At 69.6% G+C, this 21,119-nt stretch carries 21 protein-coding genes; 7 read left to right on the forward strand and 14 right to left on the reverse strand.

Annotation, left to right across the window (positions count from 1 at the left end):
- Positions 1-70: 70 nt before the first annotated feature.
- Positions 71-1,291 carry a glycoside hydrolase family 18 protein gene (locus tag LCL61_RS32335; RefSeq protein ID WP_340683250.1) on the reverse strand — a complete coding sequence of 407 codons (1,221 nt, stop codon included), beginning with the start codon at positions 1,289-1,291 and terminating at the stop codon, positions 71-73.
- Positions 1,292-1,501: 210 nt separating this feature from the next.
- Positions 1,502-1,843: a helix-turn-helix domain-containing protein gene (locus LCL61_RS32340; protein WP_340683251.1), complete on the reverse strand. Its 342-nt coding sequence runs from the start codon at positions 1,841-1,843 to the stop codon at positions 1,502-1,504.
- A gap of 104 nt (positions 1,844-1,947) precedes the next feature.
- Between LCL61_RS32340 and LCL61_RS32345 the strand changes: the two genes are divergently transcribed.
- Both LCL61_RS32345 and LCL61_RS32350 read left to right on the forward strand, forming a co-directional pair.
- Positions 1,948-2,418 (forward strand): group II truncated hemoglobin, encoded by a 471-nt coding sequence (locus LCL61_RS32345; protein WP_340683252.1) that lies wholly within the window; start codon positions 1,948-1,950, stop codon positions 2,416-2,418.
- 38 nt (positions 2,419-2,456) lie between these two features.
- On the forward strand, positions 2,457-3,899 hold the full coding sequence (locus LCL61_RS32350; protein ID WP_340683253.1) for an aromatic amino acid ammonia-lyase: 1,443 nt from the start codon (positions 2,457-2,459) through the stop codon (positions 3,897-3,899).
- A 75-nt stretch (positions 3,900-3,974) separates the two neighbouring features.
- On the opposite strand, the gene LCL61_RS32355 is transcribed toward LCL61_RS32350, so the two are convergent.
- A complete protein-coding gene (locus LCL61_RS32355; RefSeq protein WP_340683254.1) occupies positions 3,975-5,492 on the reverse strand; it encodes an amidohydrolase family protein in 1,518 nt (505 codons plus the stop codon).
- A gap of 131 nt (positions 5,493-5,623) precedes the next feature.
- Positions 5,624-6,649, reverse strand: coding sequence for a 6-phosphofructokinase (locus LCL61_RS32360; RefSeq protein ID WP_340683255.1), 1,026 nt, complete (start codon positions 6,647-6,649; stop codon positions 5,624-5,626).
- A gap of 282 nt (positions 6,650-6,931) precedes the next feature.
- Here LCL61_RS32360 and LCL61_RS32365 point away from each other — a divergent pair, with 282 nt between their 5' ends.
- A complete protein-coding gene (locus tag LCL61_RS32365) occupies positions 6,932-8,008 on the forward strand; it encodes a 3-deoxy-7-phosphoheptulonate synthase (RefSeq protein WP_340683256.1) in 1,077 nt (358 codons plus the stop codon).
- 654 nt (positions 8,009-8,662) lie between these two features.
- Here the strand turns inward: LCL61_RS32365 and LCL61_RS32370 are convergent.
- Together LCL61_RS32370 and LCL61_RS32375 are read right to left on the reverse strand one after the other, a co-directional pair.
- Entirely contained in the window at positions 8,663-9,148 is a 486-nt protein-coding gene (locus LCL61_RS32370) for a polyadenylate-specific 3'-exoribonuclease AS (protein WP_061984256.1), read from the reverse strand.
- 20 nt (positions 9,149-9,168) lie between these two features.
- Entirely contained in the window at positions 9,169-9,930 is a 762-nt protein-coding gene (locus tag LCL61_RS32375; RefSeq protein WP_340683257.1) for a lysophospholipid acyltransferase family protein, read from the reverse strand.
- A 214-nt stretch (positions 9,931-10,144) separates the two neighbouring features.
- On the opposite strand from LCL61_RS32375, the gene LCL61_RS32380 reads away from it, so the two are divergent.
- From LCL61_RS32380 to LCL61_RS32390, 3 genes are read left to right on the forward strand one after another with little or no spacing between them, the layout of a single operon-like run.
- Positions 10,145-10,915 carry an alpha/beta hydrolase gene (locus LCL61_RS32380; protein WP_340683258.1) on the forward strand — a complete coding sequence of 257 codons (771 nt, stop codon included), beginning with the start codon at positions 10,145-10,147 and terminating at the stop codon, positions 10,913-10,915.
- Positions 10,912-11,403 carry a hypothetical protein gene (locus LCL61_RS32385; protein ID WP_340683259.1) on the forward strand — a complete coding sequence of 164 codons (492 nt, stop codon included), beginning with the start codon at positions 10,912-10,914 and terminating at the stop codon, positions 11,401-11,403. The genes LCL61_RS32380 and LCL61_RS32385 overlap by 4 nt, the downstream gene beginning before the upstream one ends.
- Positions 11,404-11,423: 20 nt before the next feature.
- Complete coding sequence (locus tag LCL61_RS32390) at positions 11,424-12,566, forward strand: glutamate--cysteine ligase (protein ID WP_340683260.1); 1,143 nt, start codon at positions 11,424-11,426, stop codon at positions 12,564-12,566.
- A gap of 60 nt (positions 12,567-12,626) precedes the next feature.
- On the opposite strand, the gene LCL61_RS32395 is transcribed toward LCL61_RS32390, so the two are convergent.
- The 7 genes from LCL61_RS32395 to LCL61_RS32425 form a co-directional block, all read right to left on the reverse strand.
- The gene (locus LCL61_RS32395) at positions 12,627-13,499 is read right to left on the reverse strand and encodes an NUDIX hydrolase (protein WP_340683261.1); all 873 of its coding nucleotides are present in this window, start codon (positions 13,497-13,499) and stop codon (positions 12,627-12,629) included.
- A gap of 4 nt (positions 13,500-13,503) precedes the next feature.
- On the reverse strand, positions 13,504-14,463 hold the full coding sequence (locus LCL61_RS32400) for an ROK family protein (protein WP_340688733.1): 960 nt from the start codon (positions 14,461-14,463) through the stop codon (positions 13,504-13,506).
- A gap of 16 nt (positions 14,464-14,479) precedes the next feature.
- On the reverse strand, positions 14,480-14,899 hold the full coding sequence (locus LCL61_RS32405) for a hypothetical protein (RefSeq protein WP_340683262.1): 420 nt from the start codon (positions 14,897-14,899) through the stop codon (positions 14,480-14,482).
- A complete protein-coding gene (locus tag LCL61_RS32410) occupies positions 14,896-16,038 on the reverse strand; it encodes an ArsA family ATPase (RefSeq protein WP_340683263.1) in 1,143 nt (380 codons plus the stop codon). The genes LCL61_RS32405 and LCL61_RS32410 overlap by 4 nt, the downstream gene beginning before the upstream one ends.
- Positions 16,039-16,052: 14 nt before the next feature.
- On the reverse strand, positions 16,053-16,493 hold the full coding sequence (locus LCL61_RS32415; protein ID WP_125675560.1) for an SRPBCC family protein: 441 nt from the start codon (positions 16,491-16,493) through the stop codon (positions 16,053-16,055).
- A gap of 27 nt (positions 16,494-16,520) precedes the next feature.
- The gene (locus LCL61_RS32420) at positions 16,521-17,309 is read right to left on the reverse strand and encodes a metallophosphoesterase family protein (protein ID WP_340683264.1); all 789 of its coding nucleotides are present in this window, start codon (positions 17,307-17,309) and stop codon (positions 16,521-16,523) included.
- 184 nt (positions 17,310-17,493) lie between these two features.
- Positions 17,494-17,904: a polyketide cyclase / dehydrase and lipid transport gene (locus tag LCL61_RS32425; RefSeq protein WP_340683265.1), complete on the reverse strand. Its 411-nt coding sequence runs from the start codon at positions 17,902-17,904 to the stop codon at positions 17,494-17,496.
- A gap of 125 nt (positions 17,905-18,029) precedes the next feature.
- Here LCL61_RS32425 and LCL61_RS32430 point away from each other — a divergent pair, with 125 nt between their 5' ends.
- Positions 18,030-19,820: a long-chain fatty acid--CoA ligase gene (locus LCL61_RS32430; RefSeq protein ID WP_340683266.1), complete on the forward strand. Its 1,791-nt coding sequence runs from the start codon at positions 18,030-18,032 to the stop codon at positions 19,818-19,820.
- A gap of 168 nt (positions 19,821-19,988) precedes the next feature.
- Here the strand turns inward: LCL61_RS32430 and LCL61_RS32435 are convergent, their stop codons facing one another.
- A complete protein-coding gene (locus LCL61_RS32435) occupies positions 19,989-21,083 on the reverse strand; it encodes an NAD(P)/FAD-dependent oxidoreductase (protein ID WP_340683267.1) in 1,095 nt (364 codons plus the stop codon).
- Between the last annotated feature and the right edge of the window lie 36 nt (positions 21,084-21,119).

Raw genomic sequence — 21,119 nt, forward strand, 5'->3', positions numbered from 1 at the left:
CGCAGGCCGCGGAACATCGGCCCTCGGCTGAGCCGAGGGAAGGGGGCCTTCACGCGCTTCTGAGAGAGGCTTACTTGGCCAGCGCGGTGATCAGCTCGCCGTCGGTGGTGTCACCGGACAGCTCCCAGAAGAAGGCGCCGCCGAGCCCCTGATTCTTGGCGTAGGTGACCTTGCCGCCGATGGTCGCGGGGGTGTCGTAGCTCCACCAGTCGCTGCCGCATTTGGCGTAGGCGGTGCCCGCGACGGTGCCGGTGGCCGGGCAGGTGTTCTTCAGGACCTTGTAGTCCTGGATGCCCGGCTCGGTGCCCGCCGCCGGACCGGTCGCGGTGCCACCCGGGGCCTCCTGGGTGACGCCGGTCCAGCCGCGACCGTAGAACCCGATGCCCAGCAACAGTTTGTTCGCCGGGACACCCTTGCTCTTCAGCTTCTGGATCGCGGCGTCGGAGTGGAAGCCGGCGGTCGGGATGCCCTCGTAGCCGGTCAGCGGCGAATGCGGGGCGGTCGGGCCCTGCGCGGCCCAGGCGCCGAAGTAGTCGTAGGTCATGACGTTGTACCAGTCGAAGTACTGCGAGGCGCCGCCGTAGTCCGCCGCGTCGATCTTGCCGCCGTCGGTGCCGTCCGCGGTGATCGCGGCGGTGACCAGCTTCGAGCCGAATTTCTCCCGCAGGGCCTGCGCGAGGTTCTTGATCGCGGCCGGTCCGCTGGTGTCACACGAGAGTCCGCAGGCGTTCGGGTACTCCCAGTCGATGTCGATGCCGTCGAAGACACCGGCCCAGCGCGGGTCGTTGACCAGGTTGTAGCAGGACTCCGCGAACTTGGCGGGGTTCTTCGCCGCCTCGCCGAAGCCGCCGGACCAGGTCCAGCCGCCGAAGGACCACAGCACCTTGAGGTTCGGATACTTGGCCTTCAGCTTCTTCAGCTGGTTGAAGTTCCCGCGCAGCGCGCCGGTGTCCCAGCTGTCGGCGACACCGTCCACACTGCCCGCGGCGTCGTAGAACTTGCTGGTCGCCGCCTCCGCGTCGCCGATCGCGCAACCACCGTTCGTCACGTTGCCGAACGAGTAGTTGATATGCGTCAGCTTGCTCGCCGAACCCGACGTGTCGATGTTCTTCACATGGTAGTTCCGCTGGTAGACGCCCCATTCGGCGAAGTACCCGAGCACCTTGCCGACCGAGGCCTCCGGTGCTTCCGGTGCGGCTGCCGCCTGCTGCGCCGGTGCGGCGACGGCCAGCGCGCCCAGCGCGACGGCCGCGGCACCCGCGAGCGCGGTGAACCTGGTCAAACGGGACATGCGTTCTCCCTTCACGGTCACCAGCGGTGACGAGAGGACTGCGGCGGGACACGCACAAGTTAAGTGGACTAGACCACTTCGTCAATGGTGCAGACCACGACTTTCGGATGGACATTTTCGAACATTCCCCGATGGGAATATGCCGAACGCCTCGCCGAGCTGGTCCAGGTCCTCCAGCCGAGCCGCCCGGCCAGAGCGGAACGGCAACAGTCAGTGAATGGGTAACGGCTCGAAAGCGATACCGCGGTCCGCGGCGCGCCGAGTCCCCCAGTCGTAGAGCGCTTCGAGTGCGGGGCGTAACCGTTCCCCTTCCTCGGTGAGCCGGTACTCGACGTGCGGCACCCGCCCCTCCCGGCTCTCCCTGAGCACGAGGCCGTCCGCCTCCGGTTCGCGCAGGTGCTGGGTCAGCATCTTCTCGCTGACGCCCGGCATCCGGCGCCGGAGCTCGCCGTACCGGTGCACCCCTTCCTTCAGCTGCGACAGGATCACCGGCTTCCACTTGCCGCCGATGACGTCGACCGCGAGCTCGACCGCGCAGCGGTACCGCTTCATCGTCACTCCCGTTGGCACGCACCGAAAAGTAAGCGGTTGTCCCGAGCGATCCGGGGTGGTTGCCTTGCCGGACCGGAAGATCAGCGCCGCTGGGAGGACCCTACGTGACCGAGACGCCGACGTTGTACGAATGGGCGGGCGGGCCGGCCGCCCTGCGACGGCTGACCACCGTCTTCTACGGCCGCGTGCTGAAGGACCCGTTGCTGGAACCGGTCTTCCGCGACATGGACCCCGGCCACCCCGAGCACGTCGCGGTCTGGCTCGCCGAGGTGTTCGGCGGCCCGGAGACCTACAGCCACGACCACGGCGGCCACCGGCACATGGTCGGGCGCCATCTCGGCCGCGCCATCACCGAAGAGCAGCGCCGCCGCTGGGTGAATCTGCTCTTCGACGCCGCCGACGAGGCCGGGCTGCCCGCCGATCCGGAGTTCCGTTCCGCGTTCGCCGCGTATGTCGAATGGGGCAGCAGGCTCGCGGTGATGTTCTCGCAACCAGGCCGAGAGGTGACGGTTCCCGAGCCCATGCCGAAATGGGACTGGGGCAACCGGCCGCCCTGGCAGCCGCCGCCGGACTGAAGGCGTTCATAGTGGGGCGGTCGCGAAAGGAGGCCGCCGTGATCCGGGTGGACGGCCGGACCCTGCGCTGCGCGGACGTCGTGACCGCCGCGAGCACCGAGGGTCCGCTGGGCATCGACGTCTCGATCGCCGCGCTGCGCGGCGCGGAAAGCGCGTGGAAACTCGCCGAAGAGCTGAGCACGCGCCGCATCGTCTACGGCCGCACCACCGGCGTCGGCGCCAACAAGGAGGACCCGGTCGGCGAGGGCGAATCGCCGGATCACGGGCTGCGGCTGCTGCGCAGTCACGCGGGTGGCAGCGGCGACGTCATGTCCCCCGGCCAGACCAGGGCGATGATGCTCATCCGGCTCAACCAGCTGCTGGCCGGACGCTCGGGGCTCAGTCCCGAGCTGATCGGGGCGCTGGCCGCCGCCGTGCGGACCGGGGCGCTGCCGCTGGTGCACCGGCTGGGCGCGATCGGCACCGGCGACCTCGCGCCGCTCGCGGAGACCGCGCTCGCCCTCACCGGCGAACGGCCGTGGCTGGCAGGCGGTGTGCCTCCCGTGCCCGTGCGGGCAGGTGACGCGCTCGCGTTCATGAGCAGCAACGCCGCGACGCTGGCCGAAGCGACCCTCGCGGCGATGCGGCTCGACACCCTGACGCGGGCGAGCCACGTCGTCGCGGCGCTGACCTACATCGCGCTCGACGGGAACCCGGAGGCCTACGCGACTCCCGTCCACGAGGCGCGGCCGCACGCCGGGCAGGTCGCGTGCGCGGCGGAGATGCGGCGGCTGCTCGGGATGGAGGGCACGCCCAAGCCCGGCAGGCGTATCCAGGACCCGTTCGGCCTCCGCGCTTTCCCGCAGGTGCAGGGACCCGCGCTGGACGCGATCCAGTACCTGCGCGACGTGCTCGCGGTGGAGATCAACGCCAGCACCGAGAACCCGATGATCTCGACGGTGCACCAGGACGCCTACCACCACGCGCATTTCCACACCGCGTACGTCTCGACCGCGCTCGACCAGGTGCGCGCGACCGTCCATCAGGTCGCCGAGCTGTCGGTGGCCCGGCTGGGCGATCTGGTGGAGCCGGAGTTCACCGGGCTGCGGCCGTTCCTCGCGGCCGGGCCGTCGGGCAGTTCGGGCGTGATGATCCTGGAGTACGTCGCGCACGACGCGCTCACCGAACTGCGGCAGGCCGCGCTCCCTGCAACTCTCGGCACCGCCGTCGTCTCACGCGGGATCGAGGACCATGCGAGCTTCTCCACCCAGGCCGCCCGGGCGGCGACCGCGGCGGGCTCGGCGTACCAGCAGGTGCTGGCGTGCGAACTGGTCGCGGCCGTCCGGGCGCTGCGGATGCGCAAGGCCGATCTCGTGTCCCTGCCGGCGCGGGACGCCTACGAGGCAGCCGCGGCGGTGCTCGACCCCAGCGTCGACGATCGGCCGCTCACCGAGGACATCGCCCGCGCCGTGTCGCTTTTGGACACCCTCGCGCTCGTCTGACTCCCTGCGTTTCGTCCTCTGAACGCGGTGGTTCGCGTCGCCAACTACCGCGTTCAGAGGACGAAATGCGGGAGGTCAGCAGCAGCAACCCCGCAGGGCGAGGGAGTGGAGGCGGGCGCTCGTGGCCGGCGCCGGCCGGTTCGCGGCGGCCTCGACGGCGTCGAGCATCCGCAGGCGCTCCGCCTTGCCGAGGACCCGGCCGCGGGTGATCACCGTGTCGATCTTCGCGACGTTGCGGATATCGGTGGCCGGGTTCGCGTCCAGGAGCACGAGATCCGCCTCCTTCCCCACCGTCACCGTGCCCGACGTCGCTTCCCTGCCGAGGAACTTCGCCGCGTCACCCGTGACGGTCTTCAGCGCCTGAACCGGCGAAAGCCCGGCCTCGACCAGGAAGGCGAGTTCCTCGTGCAGCCCGCTGCCGGGGAAGATGTACGGGTTGAGGCAGTCGGTGCCGCCGATGAGCCCGACGCCCGCTTCGTGCGCGACGCCGACCAGCCGCAGCGTCTCCTGGTAGTAGCGCTCCTGCAGGGCGATTTCCGCCGGAGTCTTGGGCGTCACCCGTTCGATGCCCTTGGCCCAGCTATCGCGGACGCCGGCAGGCACGTATTTCAGCCGCGGGTCGTGCTGATGGGTTTCGGCGGGCTGCGTGACCACCCGGTTGATCGTCAGCGTCGGCGAATGCCAGGTGCCGTTGCGCCGCAGCCTGCCGAAGTAGTCCTGCGCCCGGCCGCGGTCGTACGTGGTGACCGATTCGAACTCCAGCCGCCGCGCCAGGTCGAAGAAGGCACGCGGCTCCGCGGGGTCGTAGGGCGTCGCCGCCAACCTGTCGAGGATCTCGTCGCGCCGGGACGAGCAGTGGACGGACACCCCGAAGAAGTGCTCGAGGCTGTGCTGGCCGAGGTCGCTCACCTCCAGGTGGGACAGCTTGTACGGCCAGTGCCCGGAGAACCGGATGCCCTGCGCGCGGGATTCGTCCGCGAGCGCGCGCAGAGCATCGGGGCCGAGGTAGGAGTAGGTCTTGACGAATTCGGCACCCGCGGCCTTCTCCGCGCGGACCACTGCTCGCGCTTCGGCCGCCGTCGACACATGGAGCACCGGTGGCGCCAGAAGCGTGACCGGCCCGTCGACGATCCCGCTCGCCAGCACCATCCGCGGGCCGAGCAGCTCACCGCGTTCGATCTTGGCCTTCGTCTCGCGGTTCTCCGCGTACCCCCACATCTCGCGGACCCCCGTGACGCCGTGGATCAGGTGCAGGGGCGGGACGACTTCTTCGAGGTCCGCGCTGTGGGTGTGCATATCCCAGAGCCCCGGAAGGAGGTACTTGCCTCGGCCGTCGATCACCCGCGCGCCACCCGTTTCCGGAAGCTCGGCGGAGCCGCCCACCCAGACGATCCGGTCACCGGCCAGCACGACCGAAACGCCGGGCCGTGGAGCCGAACCCGTGCCGTCGATCAGCGTGACCTCGGCGATGACGACGACCTCGCCCAGGTCGGCGCCTGCCGTGCCGGGCAGCAGCGCGGCGAAGGCCACTCCGGTCCCGCCGACGGCCAGCCACCTCAGGAATTCGCGCCTACTGGATCCCGCACCCGCCATGAGAACCGCCGTCCCTTTCGCCCGGATCCCCAGAGGGCGATTCAACTTGCCGCGGAGGCGGGGCCGCAAGAAAACGAAGGCCCCTTACCCGAACACAGCACAAAGTAAGGGGCCTTCTCCGGAAACAGGGCTCAGCCGAAGAAGACCTCGGCCTCTTCGTACCGCTCGACCGGGACGGTCTTCAGCTCGGCGGTCGCCTCGGAGAGCTTGACGCGGACGATGTCCGTGCCGCGCAGCGCCACCATCACGCCGAAGTCACCGTCGGCCACGGCGTCGACCGCGTTGAGCCCGAACCGGGTGGCGAGCACGCGGTCGTACGCCGTCGGGGTGCCACCGCGCTGGACGTGCCCGAGCACGACCGCGCGGGACTCCTTGCCGGTACGGGCGGCGATCTCGTCGGCCAGCCAGGTGCCGATACCGCCGAGCCGGACATGCCCGAAGGCGTCCTTCTCCCCGGTCAGCAACTTCTCCTCGCCGCCTTCGGGCAGCGCGCCCTCGGCGACCACGATGATCGGCGCGTACTCCTTCTCGAACCGGCGCTCGACCCAGGACACGACCTGGTCGACGCTGAAGTGCCGCTCCGGCACCAGGATCACGCTCGCGCCGCCGGCGAGACCGGAGTGCAGCGCGATCCAGCCCGCGTGCCGTCCCATGACCTCGACGACCAGGGCCCGGTGGTGCGACTCGGCCGTGGTGTGCAACCGGTCGATGGCCTCGGTGGCGATCGAGACGGCCGTGTCGAAGCCGAAGGTGTAGTCGGTGGCGCCGAGGTCGTTGTCGATCGTCTTGGGCACCCCGACGACGCCGACACCGTCGTCCGTGAGCCGCTTCGCGACGCCGAGAGTGTCCTCGCCGCCGATCGCGATCAGCGCGTCGACCTGCTGCTCGGCGAGCACGGCCTTGATCTTGCCGACGCCGCCGTCGACCTTGTACGGGTTGGTCCGCGACGACCGCAGGATCGTGCCGCCTCGGGTCAGGATGTCCTCGACGTCGTTCAGGCCGAGCGGGCGGCTGTCCCCGGTGAGGGGACCGTTCCAGCCGTTGCGGAACCCGACGATGTCCCAGCCGTGTACCTCGATGCCCTTGCGCACCACAGCGCGGATCACCGCGTTGAGCCCCGGGCAGTCGCCACCGCCGGTCAGCACACCGACACGCATGAGAAGCCTCCGTCTTGTGTTCCGTAGAGATGACAGTCACATGTCCCGCCACCAGCGTAGCGGGAGTTCTCTGGATCGGTGCAGGGCGGACCACCTCGGGAATCGGTCCACGTTCGGGATGTGCTAGCTTGTCGCCATGCAGCGCTATTTCTGGTTTACGAAGCCGGCCCCGGGTGGGCACGGCCGCGTGAACCTGCGCTGACCTCCACCCCGAGCCGGAATCACACCGGCTCGGCGAGTTCCCGCGGGTCGGTATCCCTTTCGAAAGGAACCAGACCCGCGATGTCTCCCTCCGCTGACACCCTGATCGCCCTCGACGGGCACCGCACGGCGGCCATCAACCCGCTGCTGTCGCCCGCGATGCTGCGGCACGAACATCCGATGACGGCGGAAATCGCCGATACCGTCCTAGCGGGGCGAGCCTCGGCCGTCGACATCCTCGACGGCCGGGACGACCGGCTCCTCGTCGTCGTCGGGCCCTGCTCGGTGCACGACGCGGACGCCGCGCTCGACTACGCCCGCCGCCTCGCCGCCAAGGCCGAAGAACACCGCCGCGACCTGCACATCGTCATGCGTGTCTACTTCGAGAAGCCGCGGACCACACTCGGCTGGAAGGGCCTGATCAACGACCCCGGGCTCGACGGCACGTACGAGGTCAACCACGGCCTGCGGATGGCGCGGAAACTGCTGCTCGACATCTCCGCGCTCGGCCTGCCGGTGGGCTGCGAGTTCCTCGACCCGATCACCCCGCAGTTCATCTCCGACACCGTGACCTGGGGTTCCATCGGCGCGCGGACCGCGGCGAGCCAGGTGCACCGGCAGCTGTGCAGCGCGCTGTCGATGCCGGTCGGGATCAAGAACTCCACCGAGGGCGACGTCCAGGTCGCCGTCGACGCCACCCGCGCGGCCGGCGCCGGCCACGTCTTCGCGGGCATCAACCCCGACGGGCTCGCCGCGCTGATCACCACGGCGGGCAACGAGGACTGCCACGTGATCCTGCGCGGCAGCTCCGCCGGCCCGAACTACGACCCCGCGACGGTGGCCGACACGCTGGCCCGGCTGGCGAAGTCGGGGCTGCCGGAGCGCGTGATCATCGACGCGAGCCACGGCAACAGCGCGAAGGACCACGTGCGGCAGGCCACGGTCGTCCGTGAACTCGCGGAGCGGATCGGCGCCGGTGAGCGGGGCATCGCCGGGCTGATGCTGGAGAGCTTCCTGGTGGAGGGGCGGCAGGACCTGACGCTGGGCTCGGCCGCTTCGCTCACCTATGGGCAGTCGATCACGGACGCGTGCCTCGGGTGGGACACGACGGCCGAACTGCTGGACACCCTCGCCGAGGCCGTCGACTCCCGGCGCTGAGGACCCCTCGGGAACGCTAGGAACGGTCCTTTCCTGGCAAATTTCGCAAGTAAAGGACCGTTCATCGCACGGCACGCGGGGCTGCGAGGGGTGGAGGGCTCGCGTCTTATGCCGTGAAGGGAGCTTTCGCCGCATGGCACGCGGGGCCGGCGCCCTTCACCTCAGGACCGTCAGGCCGATGCCGTAGTGAAGGCCTCCTTCCCTACCTTGAGAGTCAGGGTCCCGGCGAAGTCGCCTAAACGCTGGCCGGTGCCGTTCTTGGTGATTCGAACTGGACCTCCCGAACGGGGCCGATGACAGAGGCCCTGAACGGACGATGTCCACAAAGGACGCCAGAAGACAGATGAATGTCCGTTTGATGCTTATCTGTACGGGTTTGACGGGGGTCGTGAGCGACAAGGACGGTTCTAACCCTCCTTATCACTCACGACCACTTCGCAAAACGCCCGAATCGGGCACGGCCCTTCACCACCCACTTGGGCAGCATGAACACGACTTTGCCGGGACCCTGCCCCTGAGAGTAGGCAAGGAGACCTTCACGGACGGAACCGTCAACTCCAGTCCCATCAGCCACGACGACCGCGCGTGAAGGCCCCCCTCCCTCGGCTCAGCCGTGGAAACTCGGCCTTCACACCAGTCCGAGTACTCAAGGGCCTACCGGTGCCAGTAGGACTCGATGATCTGCCAGCGCTGGTAGTTGTGCCGCGCGTCCGCCAGCGCGTCGTGCTGGTCGTCCGGCGCCGCGGGGAGCTTCGGCTTGCCCGCGTCCTCCCAGCGTTGCCGCAGGTCACGCGTGAACCGCGGCAGCTGACGCGGCAGCGCGGGCATCGGCCCCCACAGCTGCGCCAGCGCGACGTGGTCGTAAGCGGCGAACCAGGCCCAAAGTTCGATCCCGCCGGGCGGCTTGCCGAAGAACTCGAGCAGGTCCGTGCGGATCTTCTCGCGGCTGCGCCACGCCGGGTCGGCGGGCGACGGGAGTTTCGGGAGCACGTTGTCGCGGACCCAGGGGCCGGCCTTGCCGGGATCGAAATCGGTCGAGACCGCGTAGAACTCGCGTCCTCTTTCGTCCACGACACCGATCGACACCAGATCGATGGTCACGCCGTCCTCAATGAATTCGGTGTCGTAGAAAAAGCGCACCGGAGAACCCTAGTGGGGCCTCAGCCGACCTTGGTGTCCGGGATACGGGCGACGTCCTTGGCGGACGGCTGCGCGGGCACCTTGGGGCGGAGCCCCGCCTCTTCGGCGGCGATCAGTTCCTTCGCCTTGGCGGCGTAGATGTCGACGTACTCCTGACCGGACAGCTCCATGAGCGCGTACATGATCTCGTCGGTGATGGACCGCTCGATGAAGCGGTCGCCGGCGAGGCCTTCGTAGCGCGAGAAGTCGAGCGGCTTGCCGAAGCGGATCTCGAGGCGGCGCGGCCACCACATCTTCGAGCCGATCGGGTTGACCTTGTCGGTGCCGATCATGGCGACCGGGACCACGACGCCGCCGGACTCGAGCGCGATCCGCGCGACGCCGGTCTTGCCCTTGTACAGGCGGCCGTCCGGGGAGCGGGTGCCTTCGGGGTAGATACCGAGGAGGTGCCCCTCGCGGACCAGCCGGGTCGCGGTGTCGAGCGCGGCCTGCGCGGCGTTGCCGCCGGAGCGGTCGATCGGGAACTGGCCGACGCCGGTGAAGAACCACTTCTTCAACAGGCCCTTGAAGCCCTTTTCGGTGAAGTACTCCGATTTGGCCGGGAAGGTCACCTTGCGCTTGACGCGCAGCGGCATGAAGAAGGAGTCGGCGACCGCGAGGTGGTTGCCCGCGAGGATCGCGCCGCCTTCGTCGGGGATGTTCTCCGCGCCGACGACTTTGGTGGGCCACAGCGCCTTGAGCAGTGGCCCGATAAACACGTGTTTCATGAGCCAGTACAGCACTGCGAAAACTCCTCCTAGCAGCTCAACCCCCGCGCCCGATGGTCAAGACTACGAATCGCGCACCCCAGGCACAACGAAGTCCACCCGGTTACCCGCGCCCAGCGACGGATCTCACATCCGATCCGGCCCGATTCCGCCGGTGGCCGGGGGCCCACAAGCCGCTCCGGTCGTGCGAACATAGGAGACCTACCCAGCTCTCACGGAAGGCGATCGCATGGCCGTCCTCGCCGGCGCGGAACCGTTCGCTCACACCGGTTCGACCGAAGCAGGGTTCCTGCTGTGCCACGGCTTCACCGGCACTCCCGCGAGCATGCGGCCCTGGGGAGACCATCTGGCCGAAGCCGGTTACACGGTGCGCTGCCCGCTCCTTCCCGGGCACGGCACGCGGTGGCAGGACATGAACCGGACAGGCTGGGAGGACTGGTACGGCGCGGTCCGTGAAGAGCTGCTGGCCCTCTTCGCGACCTGCGAGACGGTGTTCGTCGCCGGGATGTCGATGGGCGGGACACTGACGCTGCGGCTCGCCGAGGAGTTCGGCGAGCGGATCGCCGGCATCGTGCTGGTGAACCCGTCGGTCCTGACGCTGCGCTGGGACGCCAAGCTGCTGCCCGTCCTGTCGAGGATCCTGCCCTCGGTGCCGGGCGTGGCGAACGACATCGCGAAGCCCGGCGAGACGGAGCTGGCCTATTCGCGGACGCCCGTGCGCGCCGCGGCGAGCTTGGCGAAGCTGTGGAAGGTCACCCGCGCGGATCTGGGCAAGGTGACCCAGCCGGTGCTCCTGCTCCACTCGGCCGTCGACCACATCGTGGAGCCGGTCAACTCCCAGGTGATCCTGGATGGGATCGGCAGCGAGGACGTGACCGAGGTGGTGCTGGAAAACAGCTTCCACGTCGCCACGCAAGACCACGACGCAGGCCTGATCTTCACGCGTACGGTGGACTTCGCCCGGTCCGTGCGCCGGGCGGGACAGGTGGACGCCGGATGAGCAGAGGCAAGGACGGGCCGGAGGACGTCGACGCGACCTTCGCCGAGATCGTGGCCGACCTCCGTGCGGAGGGCGTCGGCCTGTTCCCGGACGAGGAACTGGAGAAACCGGCGGAAAAGCCCGCCGAGAAGACACCCCGGCCCGAGCCGTCGGACGCCGAACCCGAACCGGGCTGGCGTGGGGGCGGCACCAGCTGGGACAAGACCCTCTTCGAGGACGACCCCGCCGGGCCGAGCGACGACGAGGGCCATTTCGTGCCACCCGAGCCGCCTCCCCTGCCGCGTCCGCGCAAGGGCGCGTTCATCGTCCTGCTGTTCTTCGTGCTCGGCCTGCTGCTCCTGATCGCGCCCAACCTGATCGGCATGGGCACGCGGCTCGGCACACCGCTCGGCATCCTCGCCCTCGCGACCGCCATCGCCCTGCTCCTGCTGCGGGTGCGTCAGGGGCCGCCGCCCGGCGCGGATCCGAACAACGGCGCCCAGGTCTGATCTGCCGGACAATTCGGAAGATGAAGATCGACTTCACCCCCTCGCGCCGGTCGACGGTCGGCGCGGAATGGGAACTCGCCCTCGTCGACCGGCGGACCGGTGAGCTCTCGTCGGTCGCGGAACAGGTGCTCGACGCCGTCCGTCCCGGCGGCGAGGAGGAGCATCCGAAGATCAAGCAGGAGCTGCTGCTCAACACCATCGAGGTGATCAGCGGGATCTGCGACACGATCGCCGAGGTCAAGGCCGATCTGAACGACTCGCTGGACGTCGTGCACTCGGTGCTCGACCCGCTGGGCGTCGAACTGTTCTCGGCGGGGTCGCATCCGTTCTCGACGTGGTACCAGCAGAAGGTCACCGACAAGGAGCGCTACGCCAAGCTCATCGACCGTACCCAGTGGTGGGGACGGCAGATGCTGATCTACGGCGTCCACGTGCACGTCGGCGTCGACCACCGCGACAAGGCACTGCCGATCCTGGACGCGCTGCTCAAGTACGCGCCGCATCTGCAAGCGCTTTCGGCGTCCTCGCCGTACTGGGGCGCCGAGGACACCGGGTACGCGTCGAACCGCGCGCTGATGTTCCAGCAGCTGCCGACGGCCGGGCTGCCGTTCCAGTTCCGGAAGTGGACCGAGCTGGAGAGCTACGTCGACGACATGTTCACCACGGGCGTGATCGACCACTTCTCCGAGATCCGCTGGGACATCCGGCCCGCGCCGCATTTCGGGACGATCGAGATGCGGGTGTGCGACGGGCTGCCGACGCTGGAGGAGGTCGGCGCGATCTCGGCGCTGACCCAATGCCTGGTCGACGACTTCAGCGCGCGCCTCGACGACGGCGAGATCCTGCCGGCACTGCCGCCATGGCACGTCCAGGAGAACAAGTGGCGCGCGGCGCGCTACGGCGTCGACGCGATCGTCATCCTCGACGCGGCGGGCAACGAGCGGCTGGTCACCGACGACACCTACGACCTGCTGAACCGGCTGGAACCGGTCGCCCGGCGCCTGGACTGCGCCGACGAACTGCGGTCGGTGGAGACGATCCTGACCTGCGGGCCGAGCTACCTGCGTCAGCGCGCGGTGGCGAAGCAGTACAACGGCAGCCTTCGCGCCGTCGTCGCTTCGCTCATCGCGGAGATGCGGGACGGGAAGATCGCGCGCTCCTGACCCTCCGCGTTCAGTCCTCTGAATGCGGTCCTTGCGCGTGCAACTACCGCATTCAGAGGACTAAATGCGGGAGTCGAGGTGGCCCAGGAGGGTGCCGGGGCCGAAGGTCGAAGCGCCCAATGCCTCGACGCGGGACCTCAGCTCACGGTCGGCGGTCACCACGACGACGTGGTCGTCCGGACCGGCCGCCCGGGCCTCCCGCGCGACGGCCACGATTCGGGAGTCCCCGTCGGACTCGGCGTCGACGACCTCGGCACCGGGCACCGGCGCGACTCCCCGCGCCTTGCCCTCGACGACCAGCACGACCTTCGGCCACCACGACCATTCGCCACCACCGGGGAGCGCCGGATCGGCGAGCCCGGTCCCGGCCAAGGTCGCGAGCTTGTCCCGCAACCGTTCCGCGGCGCCACGCCGGTCACGCCACCAGCCGTCCGGCCGCGACCCGACGACGTTCGCGCCATCGACCACCAGTACCAGCCCGCGATCCAAGTGTTCCCTCAATCCCGGCCACGCCGCCGCGAAGTCGCGATGCAGCCGGAAGCCCGCGACCTCGGCCGCCCGGACCCACCGCAGTTCCGCGCTCTCCGCACTGGTCACCCTGGCCGAAAGCGGGCCGATCGGCGCGGCCAGGACCGTGGTGTAGCGCCAGTTCCCGTGGTCGACATGCGACGCCGCCGGCGCGCGGACCCGGCCGGGCGGGATGTCGGCCTCCTCGTGCGCCTCGCGAGTGGCGGCCTCACGCGGGCTCTCCCCCGCCTCGACTGCGCCCCCTGGCAGCGCCCAGGTGCGTCCATGATGGACCCACCAGGCCCGCCGCTGCAGCAGCACACCGCGCGCGGGATCGGACAGCAGCAGCCCGGCGGCGCCGTTCAAACCCCAGTGAAGATGCCCGAAAGCGCACTTCACGAAGCCGTTGCCGTCTTGCCGGGTCACGGCTTCAGCCTGTCACACCGACCTCGGCGCCGGGAGCGTTCGCCGCGTCGACGGCGAGCGCGGCGGCGCCGACGATCGCCGAATCGTCGCCGTGGTGCGCGGCCCGGATCCGTGCCAGCGGGCGGTGCCCGGCGCCGGTGATCTTGTCCGCGTAGCGTTCGCGCGCCTCGTCGAGGAACAGCGGCGCCGACTCGGACACCCCGCCGCCGATCACGATGATCTCGGGATCGAAGACGTCGGCGACCAGGGCCAGGCCCTCGGCCAGCCACTTCGCCAGTTCGGTCATCGCGCGCTGGGCGATCGGGTCGCCGTCGCGGGCGGCACCGGCGACCCGGCGGCCGGTGACCGAGCCGGGATCTCCCCTGGTCTCGCGCGCGAGCACGGTCGAGCGCCCGGGATGCCGCGCGAGCAGTTCCACCGCCGTCGCGGCCAGCGCCGTCCCGCTGCAGTAGCGCTCCCAGCAGCCGTACTTCCCGCACGGGCAGGGCCTGCCGCCGGGGACGACGGTCAGGTGCCCGAGTTCGGGCGCGACACCGTACGCGCCCCGGTAGATCTTGCCGTCGAGCAGCAGTCCCGCGCCGATCCCGGTGCCCAGTGCGATCAGCGCGGCGACATGAGCGCCACGGGCGGCCCCGAAGCGGTACTCGCCGACGGCGGCGGCGTTCACGTCGTGTTCCAGTGTCACCGGCAGGCCGACCCGCTTTTCGATGCGCTCGGCGACCGGCGCGGCACGCCAGGACAGATGCGGCGCGAACATCACCGTCCGCCGGTCCTTCGCGACGAACCCGGCGACCGCGAGGCCCACGCCGGAGACGTCGTGCCGGTTGCGGAGGTCCTCGACGACCCCGGCGATGGCGTCCTCGAGCGCGTCCTCGCCGCTGGGGGTCCCGACCCTGGCCGTGTCCATCAGCGAGCCGTGCTCGTCCACCACGCCGGCGCGCACACTCGTGCCCCCGACGTCCACCCCTACCGTCAGCAACTCAGTTCTCCCGGTCCGGCTGCCAAGCGTCGCGCCTGGTCACCGTGATGTGCTGGACCCGCGAAGCTCCCACCGGCGCATCTTCCCGCGCGGGCTCCTTCCGCGCAGGCTGGAACCCCGGCATGTGCACGCCGGCCTCGGGTTCCCATCGATCCGCGAGCACCGCCCGCAGCAGCGCGACGAGCTGCGCGGCCTGCTCCATCAGGCGGGCCACGAACTCGGGCCGCTCCCCGCGGAACACCCCGACGATCGCGCAGAGCGGGCACCACCCGCCGGAATCGTGGTCGGTGCAGCCGTGCCCGGCGGAGATCAGTCCCTCCAGCCACGGCGCGGCGTGCTCGACGACCAGCTCGACCAGCAGGCGGATCTCTTCGGCCAGGTCGAGCGGGCCCGATCCGGTGTTCTCGTTGTTCTCGCTCACCCGGGTCCCCGGTTCCCGGCCAGGCTCACGACCAGGCCGTGCGCGTCGGATTCCGCACCGGTGATCCGGCACGGGCGCAACATCTCCGGCAGCGCGATCAGCCGCCGGAAACCGTCCACGGTGACGGCGAGATCATCGTCCACTCTGGCCAGGTCCACTTCGGAGTCGCGGTGCAGTGGCACCGCGATCCGCAGCTCGTAGCCGCTGTCCGATTCGGACACCCGCAACAGCGGGGTCACACCTTGTTCGTTGCCCGCCAAGGGATCCAGGCCTTGGTAGAGCTCGAACGCGATTTCCTGCAGCGCCTGGAGCCCCACCGGCTCGACCGCACGGTACTCGACGGGCTTCACCTGCTCTGGCCCGAAGCCCGCGTCGGCGAGTTCGGCGAGGACGGTGTTCTGCTGCGCGCGCCGGGTCCGCATCCACGAGGCCGCCGCGCCGCGCCAGAACCCGGGCGCGGGCATCAGCCGGTTGACGATCAGGCCGTCGACCAGGATTCCACGCAGGGCAAGGGAACTGAGGGTGCGGCGGGCTTCCGCGACGACGACGCGTTCCGGGGTCAGCACGAGCCGCACGGTCGTGGTGGCCGGATCGATCAGCAGGGCGCGCAGCGACTCCAGATGGGCGCCGAGCCGCCGCACCGCGGCCGCCGTCCGCCGCGCGCCCGGTTTGAACATTCTCGACAGATAGCCGGAAACGGCTTCGGGCAAAGCCAGCAGACGCAGCGTTTCCGCGGTCGGTCCACAGTCGACGACGACCGTCTCCCAGGGACCGTGCTCGGCGAGACGCTGGACCTCGGTGAGCGCGAGGAGCTCGTCCACTCCGGGCACCACGGTGAGTTCTTCGGCGTCGAGCGAGTCGAGGCCCGCTCCCGCGAGCGCGACCTGAAGTTCCTGCCGGAGTTCGCGCCAGGTGCTGTCGACGAGGCCGCGGGTGTCGATCTGGGCGGCGTGCAAGAGGATGTCCACTTCGGACGGTTCGCCGCCGAGCGCGCGGCCGAAGGCGTCACCGAGGGAATGCGCCGGATCGGTCGAGACCACGAGCGTCTTCCTGCCCCGGCCCGCCAGTGCCGCCGCCGTCGCCGCGGCCAGCGTGGTCTTGCCGACACCCCCCTTGCCGGTGAACAGCAGGATCCGCATGCCTACCCTTCGACTCAGGATGCTTCAGCGCGCTTCTTGAGCTCCTTGAGCGCGGTGTCCATGACCATCTTCTCGGCCTTGCGGCGCAGCAGCCCGATCATCGGCAGCGCCAGCTCGACGGACAGCGTATACGTGACCTTGGTGCGGCCGGCGCCCAGCGCTTCGAGGGCGTAGCGGCCGTTCTGGGCCTTCTGCATCTGCCCCTTGACCAGGTGCCAGCTGACTCCGTGGCCGTCGGCGTCCCAGTCGTACTCGAGGGTGTAGACGTCCTTGATGGGCCCGGCGTCGAGGGTGAGTTTCACCTGCTTGGCGCGACCGTTGTCATCCTCGGCGAGGACCTCGGTCTCCCGGACGGCCTTGGCCCATTCCGGGTACGCGGGGAAGTCGGCGATGACGGCCATGACCCGCGCGGGCTCGGCGTCGACCTCGATGGACTGCGTGGACTGCTCGGCCATGCCCCGAACTCTAGCCGGGACCGACCGTCACCAGCGAAGCACGTAGGGCTGAGAGGTCTCTTTGAAGTGACCGACGTTACGGCATTCGGTCCTGCCGACCCTCGTCCGCGGGGTCAGCGGCTGGTGGACGTGCCCGAAGACCGACCAGCGCGGCCGCTGCTCGCGGATGAGATCCACCAGCGCCGCCGACCCGATCTCGGACCGCCGCGCGATCACGTCGTAGGTCAGCTCCGGGATGGCGGGCGGGATGTGGGTGCACAGGACGTCCACGTCCGCCAGCCCGGAGACCGCGGCGTCGTACTCCTCGCGGGTGCGCAGGTACGGCCGCCAGAAGCCGTTGCGGCGCGGGACCACGTTCGGCGGGAGGAGCGCGCCGCCGATGAACCCGAAGCGCAGCCCGCCGAACTCGGCGACCTCGCCGTCGAGGACGGTGATGCCGTCGCCGGCGAACTCGGGCCACAGCGACGGGTCGTCGACGTTGCCGGGAGTCGCGAACGTCGGCGCGGTCAAAGCGCCGAACAGGACGGCGTACTGGTCCTGGATCGCCTCGCCGACCGCGGCGGCGGGATCGGCCAAAGTGGCCCACAACGATCGCGAGAAGGCAACGGTCTCATCACGAGTGCCCTCACGCCGCAGCCGCGCGAACTCGCCGACCTTCTCGGCGCCGAACAGCGCGCCCATGATGCCCTTGCCGTGCTCGCGGTAGTCGACGAAGTCCAGCAGGTCGCCCAGCACGATCAGCGCGTCGGCGCCGTCACCCGCGCGTTTGAGCGCGTCGGCGTTGCCGTGCACGTCCGACACCACGTGAACCCGCATGCTCTCCCCTGTGCTCCTCGGTGAACCCGCGACCGCGATCCCGTCGCCAGGGCACGGCCAGGCGGCTCCCTCAATTCTTGCCTTCACGGCGCCCTGCCGCCGCGATAGCGGGGCCTACGGCCGGGGCGGGCCCACGGTCGTGCGTGGTCACCACGTCGCGGCACATCCGCAGCTCCGCCTCTCCCTACTCGGCCCGGGGACCGACCCCGGGCTCGCGCCCGTCCTCGAGGACCTCTTTGAGCCCGAGCGCGATGGCCTTGGCGGCACGGGCCCTGCGGTCGAACTCCCGCCGCAGGTCCCGGGGCTGGAGCGCGCGCGGCGCCCCGTCCGGACCGGCGGGAGTGGCGCGCAGGAAGTAGTGCAGCAAAGTGCCGTCGAGCACCGGCTCGAGCCAGACCTCCATGGTACCGATCAAGGCACCGCGCACCGTCCAGCGCAATCCTTCGTCGCCGCGGTCGGTGTAGACCTCGAGAACGAGGTCCGGCCAGTAACGTGACCAAGATCGCGGATCGGCGAAAGCGGCGGCCACGGTGGAGGGCGGGACCACGAGGAAGGTCTCGTCAACGATGTCGAGAGCTGGCGGCGCCTGGTTCACAGCGGCAGAATGTCATGCCCTGGGTATGGCCGATTCGTCAGCATGGTCTTAAGGTGCACGGCACGCTAAGTTGACTGGCGGGTAACACCGGTCACACCACTTGCACGCGAACACGGAGGTTCCTCGTGCGCGAATACAGCGCCCCCGCCGCCAATCCGGTGACCGACGACGAGAATCTCGCCGACGTCGTCTGGGCGAACGCGGAGCGGTTCTCCGATGTCGTGAGTTTCCGCCGCCAGGTCGACGGTACCTGGTTGGACGTCACCGCCAAAGACTTCGCCGCCCAGGTTCTGGCCGTGGCCAAGGGAATGGCAGAGGCCGGCATCGCTCCGGGCGACCGGGTCGGGCTCATGTCCAAGACCCGCTACGAATGGACCCTGATCGACTTCGCGATCTGGGCCGCCGGCGCGGTCACCGTCCCGATCTACGACACGTCCTCGGCCGAGCAGGTCCACTGGATCCTCTCGGACTCGGCCGCGAAGGCCGTGTTCGTCGAGACCGACGACCACGTCGCGACGCTGGAAACCGTCAAGGGCAGGCTCGACGCGCTGGAGCACACCTGGCAGATCGAGGCGGGCGCCGTCGACCGGCTCACCAAGCAGGGCGCCGAGCTGAGCGACGACGACCTGCACGAGCGGCGCCGCACGGTGAAGGCCGGCGACCTGGCCACGATCGTGTACACCTCGGGCACGACCGGCCGCCCCAAGGGCGTCGAGCTGACCCATCGGAACCTCCTCGCCGAGATCCGCGCCGACATCGCCGCGTTCCCGCAGCTGATGGAGCAGGGCAACTCGCTGCTGGTGTTCCTGCCGCTCGCGCACGTCCTCGCGCGCGCCATCGCGGTGACCGCGCTCAGCGCGCGGGTGACCCTCGGGCACACCTCGGACGTCAAGAACCTCGTCGCCGACCTCGGCACCTTCCGCCCGACGTTCGTCGTCGCCGTGCCGCGGGTGTTCGAGAAGGTCTACAACGGCGCGAAGCAGAAGGCGCACGGTGACGGCAAGGGCAAGATCTTCGACGCCGCCGAAGCCACCGCCGTCGCGTACAGCCAGGCCCAGGACACCGGCGGCGCCGGACTCGGCCTCAAGATCAAGCACGCGCTGTTCGACAAGCTGGTGTTCAGCAAGCTGCGCGCGGCCCTCGGCGGCCGGTGCGTGGCCGCGGTGTCCGGCGGTGCGCCGCTCGGCGTGCGGCTCGCGCACTTCTTCCGCGGCATCGGTGTCCCGGTGTTCGAGGGCTACGGCCTGACCGAGACGTCCGCCGCGGCCTGCGTCGGCACCCAGGACGGGTTCCGCGTCGGCACCGTGGGGCGTCCGGTCGCCGGCACCTCGGTGCGGATCGCCGACGACGGCGAGATCCTGCTGAAGGGCGACGTCGTCTTCGGCGGCTACTTCAACAACGCCGAAGCGACCGCGGAAGCGCTCGAGGACGGCTGGTTCCACACCGGCGACCTCGGTGAGCTGGACAGCGACGGGTTCCTCAAGATCACCGGGCGCAAGAAGGAGATCATCGTGACCGCGGGCGGCAAGAACGTCGCCCCGTCCGGGCTCGAAGACACCATCAAGGCCAGCCCGCTGGTCAGCCAGGCGATGGTCGTCGGCGACCAGCGGCCGTTCATCGGCGCGCTGATCACCATCGACGAAGAGTACTTCCCGTCGTGGAAGTCGCAGCACGGCAAGCCCGCCGACGCCACGGTGTCCGACCTGGCCGGCGACGCCGAGCTGCGCGCCGAGATCCAGCAGGCCGTGGATCAGGCCAACAGCGCGGTGTCACAGGCCGAGGCGATCAAGAAGTTCACGATCCTCTCGAAGGACTTCACCGAGGCCGGCGGGGAGATCACACCGAGCCTGAAGCTGAAGCGCAACATCGTGAACAAGAACTACGCGACCGACATCGAAGCCCTGTACAAGAAGTAGCTTTTCGTCCGTGAAGGCCTCCTTCCCTACCCTAAAGGTAGTGAAGGAGGCCTTCACAGATCGGACAGCGACNTTGGCCAGTACCTGCTGGACGAGTTCGGACCTGCCCCTGGCACGCCAAGGGGGCTGAAGGGCGCTTTCACCGCGTCGCATGCGGTGAAAGCGCCTTCAGCCGATCTTCGCGTCCCAGTCGATGTGGTGCCGGTACAGCCAGTTCCGGTCCCGGTCGGAAGTCGTCCCCGACGACACCGCCGCGCTGCTGGCCACCAGCTCCTCCACCCGCGCCCGCCGCAGCCGCTCGTAGGCCGCGAAAGCCGTTGGCGCGTCGGGAAGATCCCGCAAACACTGGGCCAGGACGACACTGTCCTCCAACGCCATCGACGCGCCCTGCCCCGCGGCGGGCGAGGCCGCGTGCGCCGCGTCGCCCACGAGGACCATCGAGGCGTTGAACCACACCGGCGTCGAGGGGACATCGTAGGAATGCCCGCCGAAGACGTCGTCTCCGGTGGACTCGATGATTTCCGCGGCAGGCAACGGTTCCCCGTCGAAAGCGGCGAAAGCGGCCGAGCGCCATTCAGCGGGCGACAGGCCGGAGCGCACGCCTTCGGCCGTGGGAAGGCGCGCGAACCAGTACGTCGCGCCGTCGGGCGTGCTCGTGTAGCCGAAGAAGGCGTGCAGGCTCTGAATCATCCGATAGAGGGACGGCGCCTGCGGGATGCCCGGGTCGGTCGTGTAGCCGTAGACGACGTCGAGGCCCGTCGAGCGCGGAGGCGGGCAGTCCGGGTCGATGATGGTCCGGACGACCGACCGCAGCCCGTCGGCGCCGATCAGGATGTCGCCTTCGGCCACGGAACCGTCCTCGAAGCGAGCGACCCCCGGAGTGGCGGAAACCAGCCGTTTCCCGCGTTCGAAGGTGATCCCGCGCGAGATCGCCTCCTCTTGCAGCGCACGGTAAAGCGACGCTCGCGTCATCGTGCGTGGCCCGGCGAGACCGTCGATGTCGAAGGAACGCCGTTCGACGGTCCGCCCGTCCGGCGTCACGAGTTCCAGGCCCACCGCGCCGAAGGAGTTGTCGATCACGGGTGCCTCGGCACCGATCGCGCGCAGGGCGTCCATGCCGTTGTGCATGATCGTCAGGAACGCGCCCGCGTCTTCGCCGCCGGACGGGTACGCCTCGTGGACGCTCGCTTCGATCCCGGCCCGCCGCAACGCCATCGCGGTCACCGTGCCCGAGATCCCGCCGCCGATGATCACAGCCTTCACCGCTGACCCCCTGTCGTGTCGCCGTCACCCGAACCT

Origin of the sequence: Amycolatopsis coloradensis (assembly GCF_037997115.1) — a bacterium.
Classification (GTDB): Bacteria; Actinomycetota; Actinomycetes; order Mycobacteriales; family Pseudonocardiaceae; genus Amycolatopsis; species Amycolatopsis coloradensis_A.

Coding starts and splice junctions, on each gene's coding strand:
- LCL61_RS32380 (WP_340683258.1), top strand. CDS start 10,145: ATGGCCGTCCTCGCCGGCGCGGAACCGTTCGCTCACACCGGTTCGACC.
- LCL61_RS32390 (WP_340683260.1), top strand. CDS start 11,424: ATGAAGATCGACTTCACCCCCTCGCGCCGGTCGACGGTCGGCGCGGAA.
- LCL61_RS32335 (WP_340683250.1), bottom strand. CDS start 1,291: ATGTCCCGTTTGACCAGGTTCACCGCGCTCGCGGGTGCCGCGGCCGTC.
- LCL61_RS32340 (WP_340683251.1), bottom strand. CDS start 1,843: ATGAAGCGGTACCGCTGCGCGGTCGAGCTCGCGGTCGACGTCATCGGC.
- LCL61_RS32410 (WP_340683263.1), bottom strand. CDS start 16,038: ATGCGGATCCTGCTGTTCACCGGCAAGGGGGGTGTCGGCAAGACCACG.
- LCL61_RS32355 (WP_340683254.1), bottom strand. CDS start 5,492: ATGGCGGGTGCGGGATCCAGTAGGCGCGAATTCCTGAGGTGGCTGGCC.
- LCL61_RS32415 (WP_125675560.1), bottom strand. CDS start 16,493: ATGGCCGAGCAGTCCACGCAGTCCATCGAGGTCGACGCCGAGCCCGCG.
- LCL61_RS32360 (WP_340683255.1), bottom strand. CDS start 6,649: ATGCGTGTCGGTGTGCTGACCGGCGGTGGCGACTGCCCGGGGCTCAAC.
- LCL61_RS32385 (WP_340683259.1), top strand. CDS start 10,912: ATGAGCAGAGGCAAGGACGGGCCGGAGGACGTCGACGCGACCTTCGCC.
- LCL61_RS32365 (WP_340683256.1), top strand. CDS start 6,932: ATGTCTCCCTCCGCTGACACCCTGATCGCCCTCGACGGGCACCGCACG.
- LCL61_RS32420 (WP_340683264.1), bottom strand. CDS start 17,309: ATGCGGGTTCACGTGGTGTCGGACGTGCACGGCAACGCCGACGCGCTC.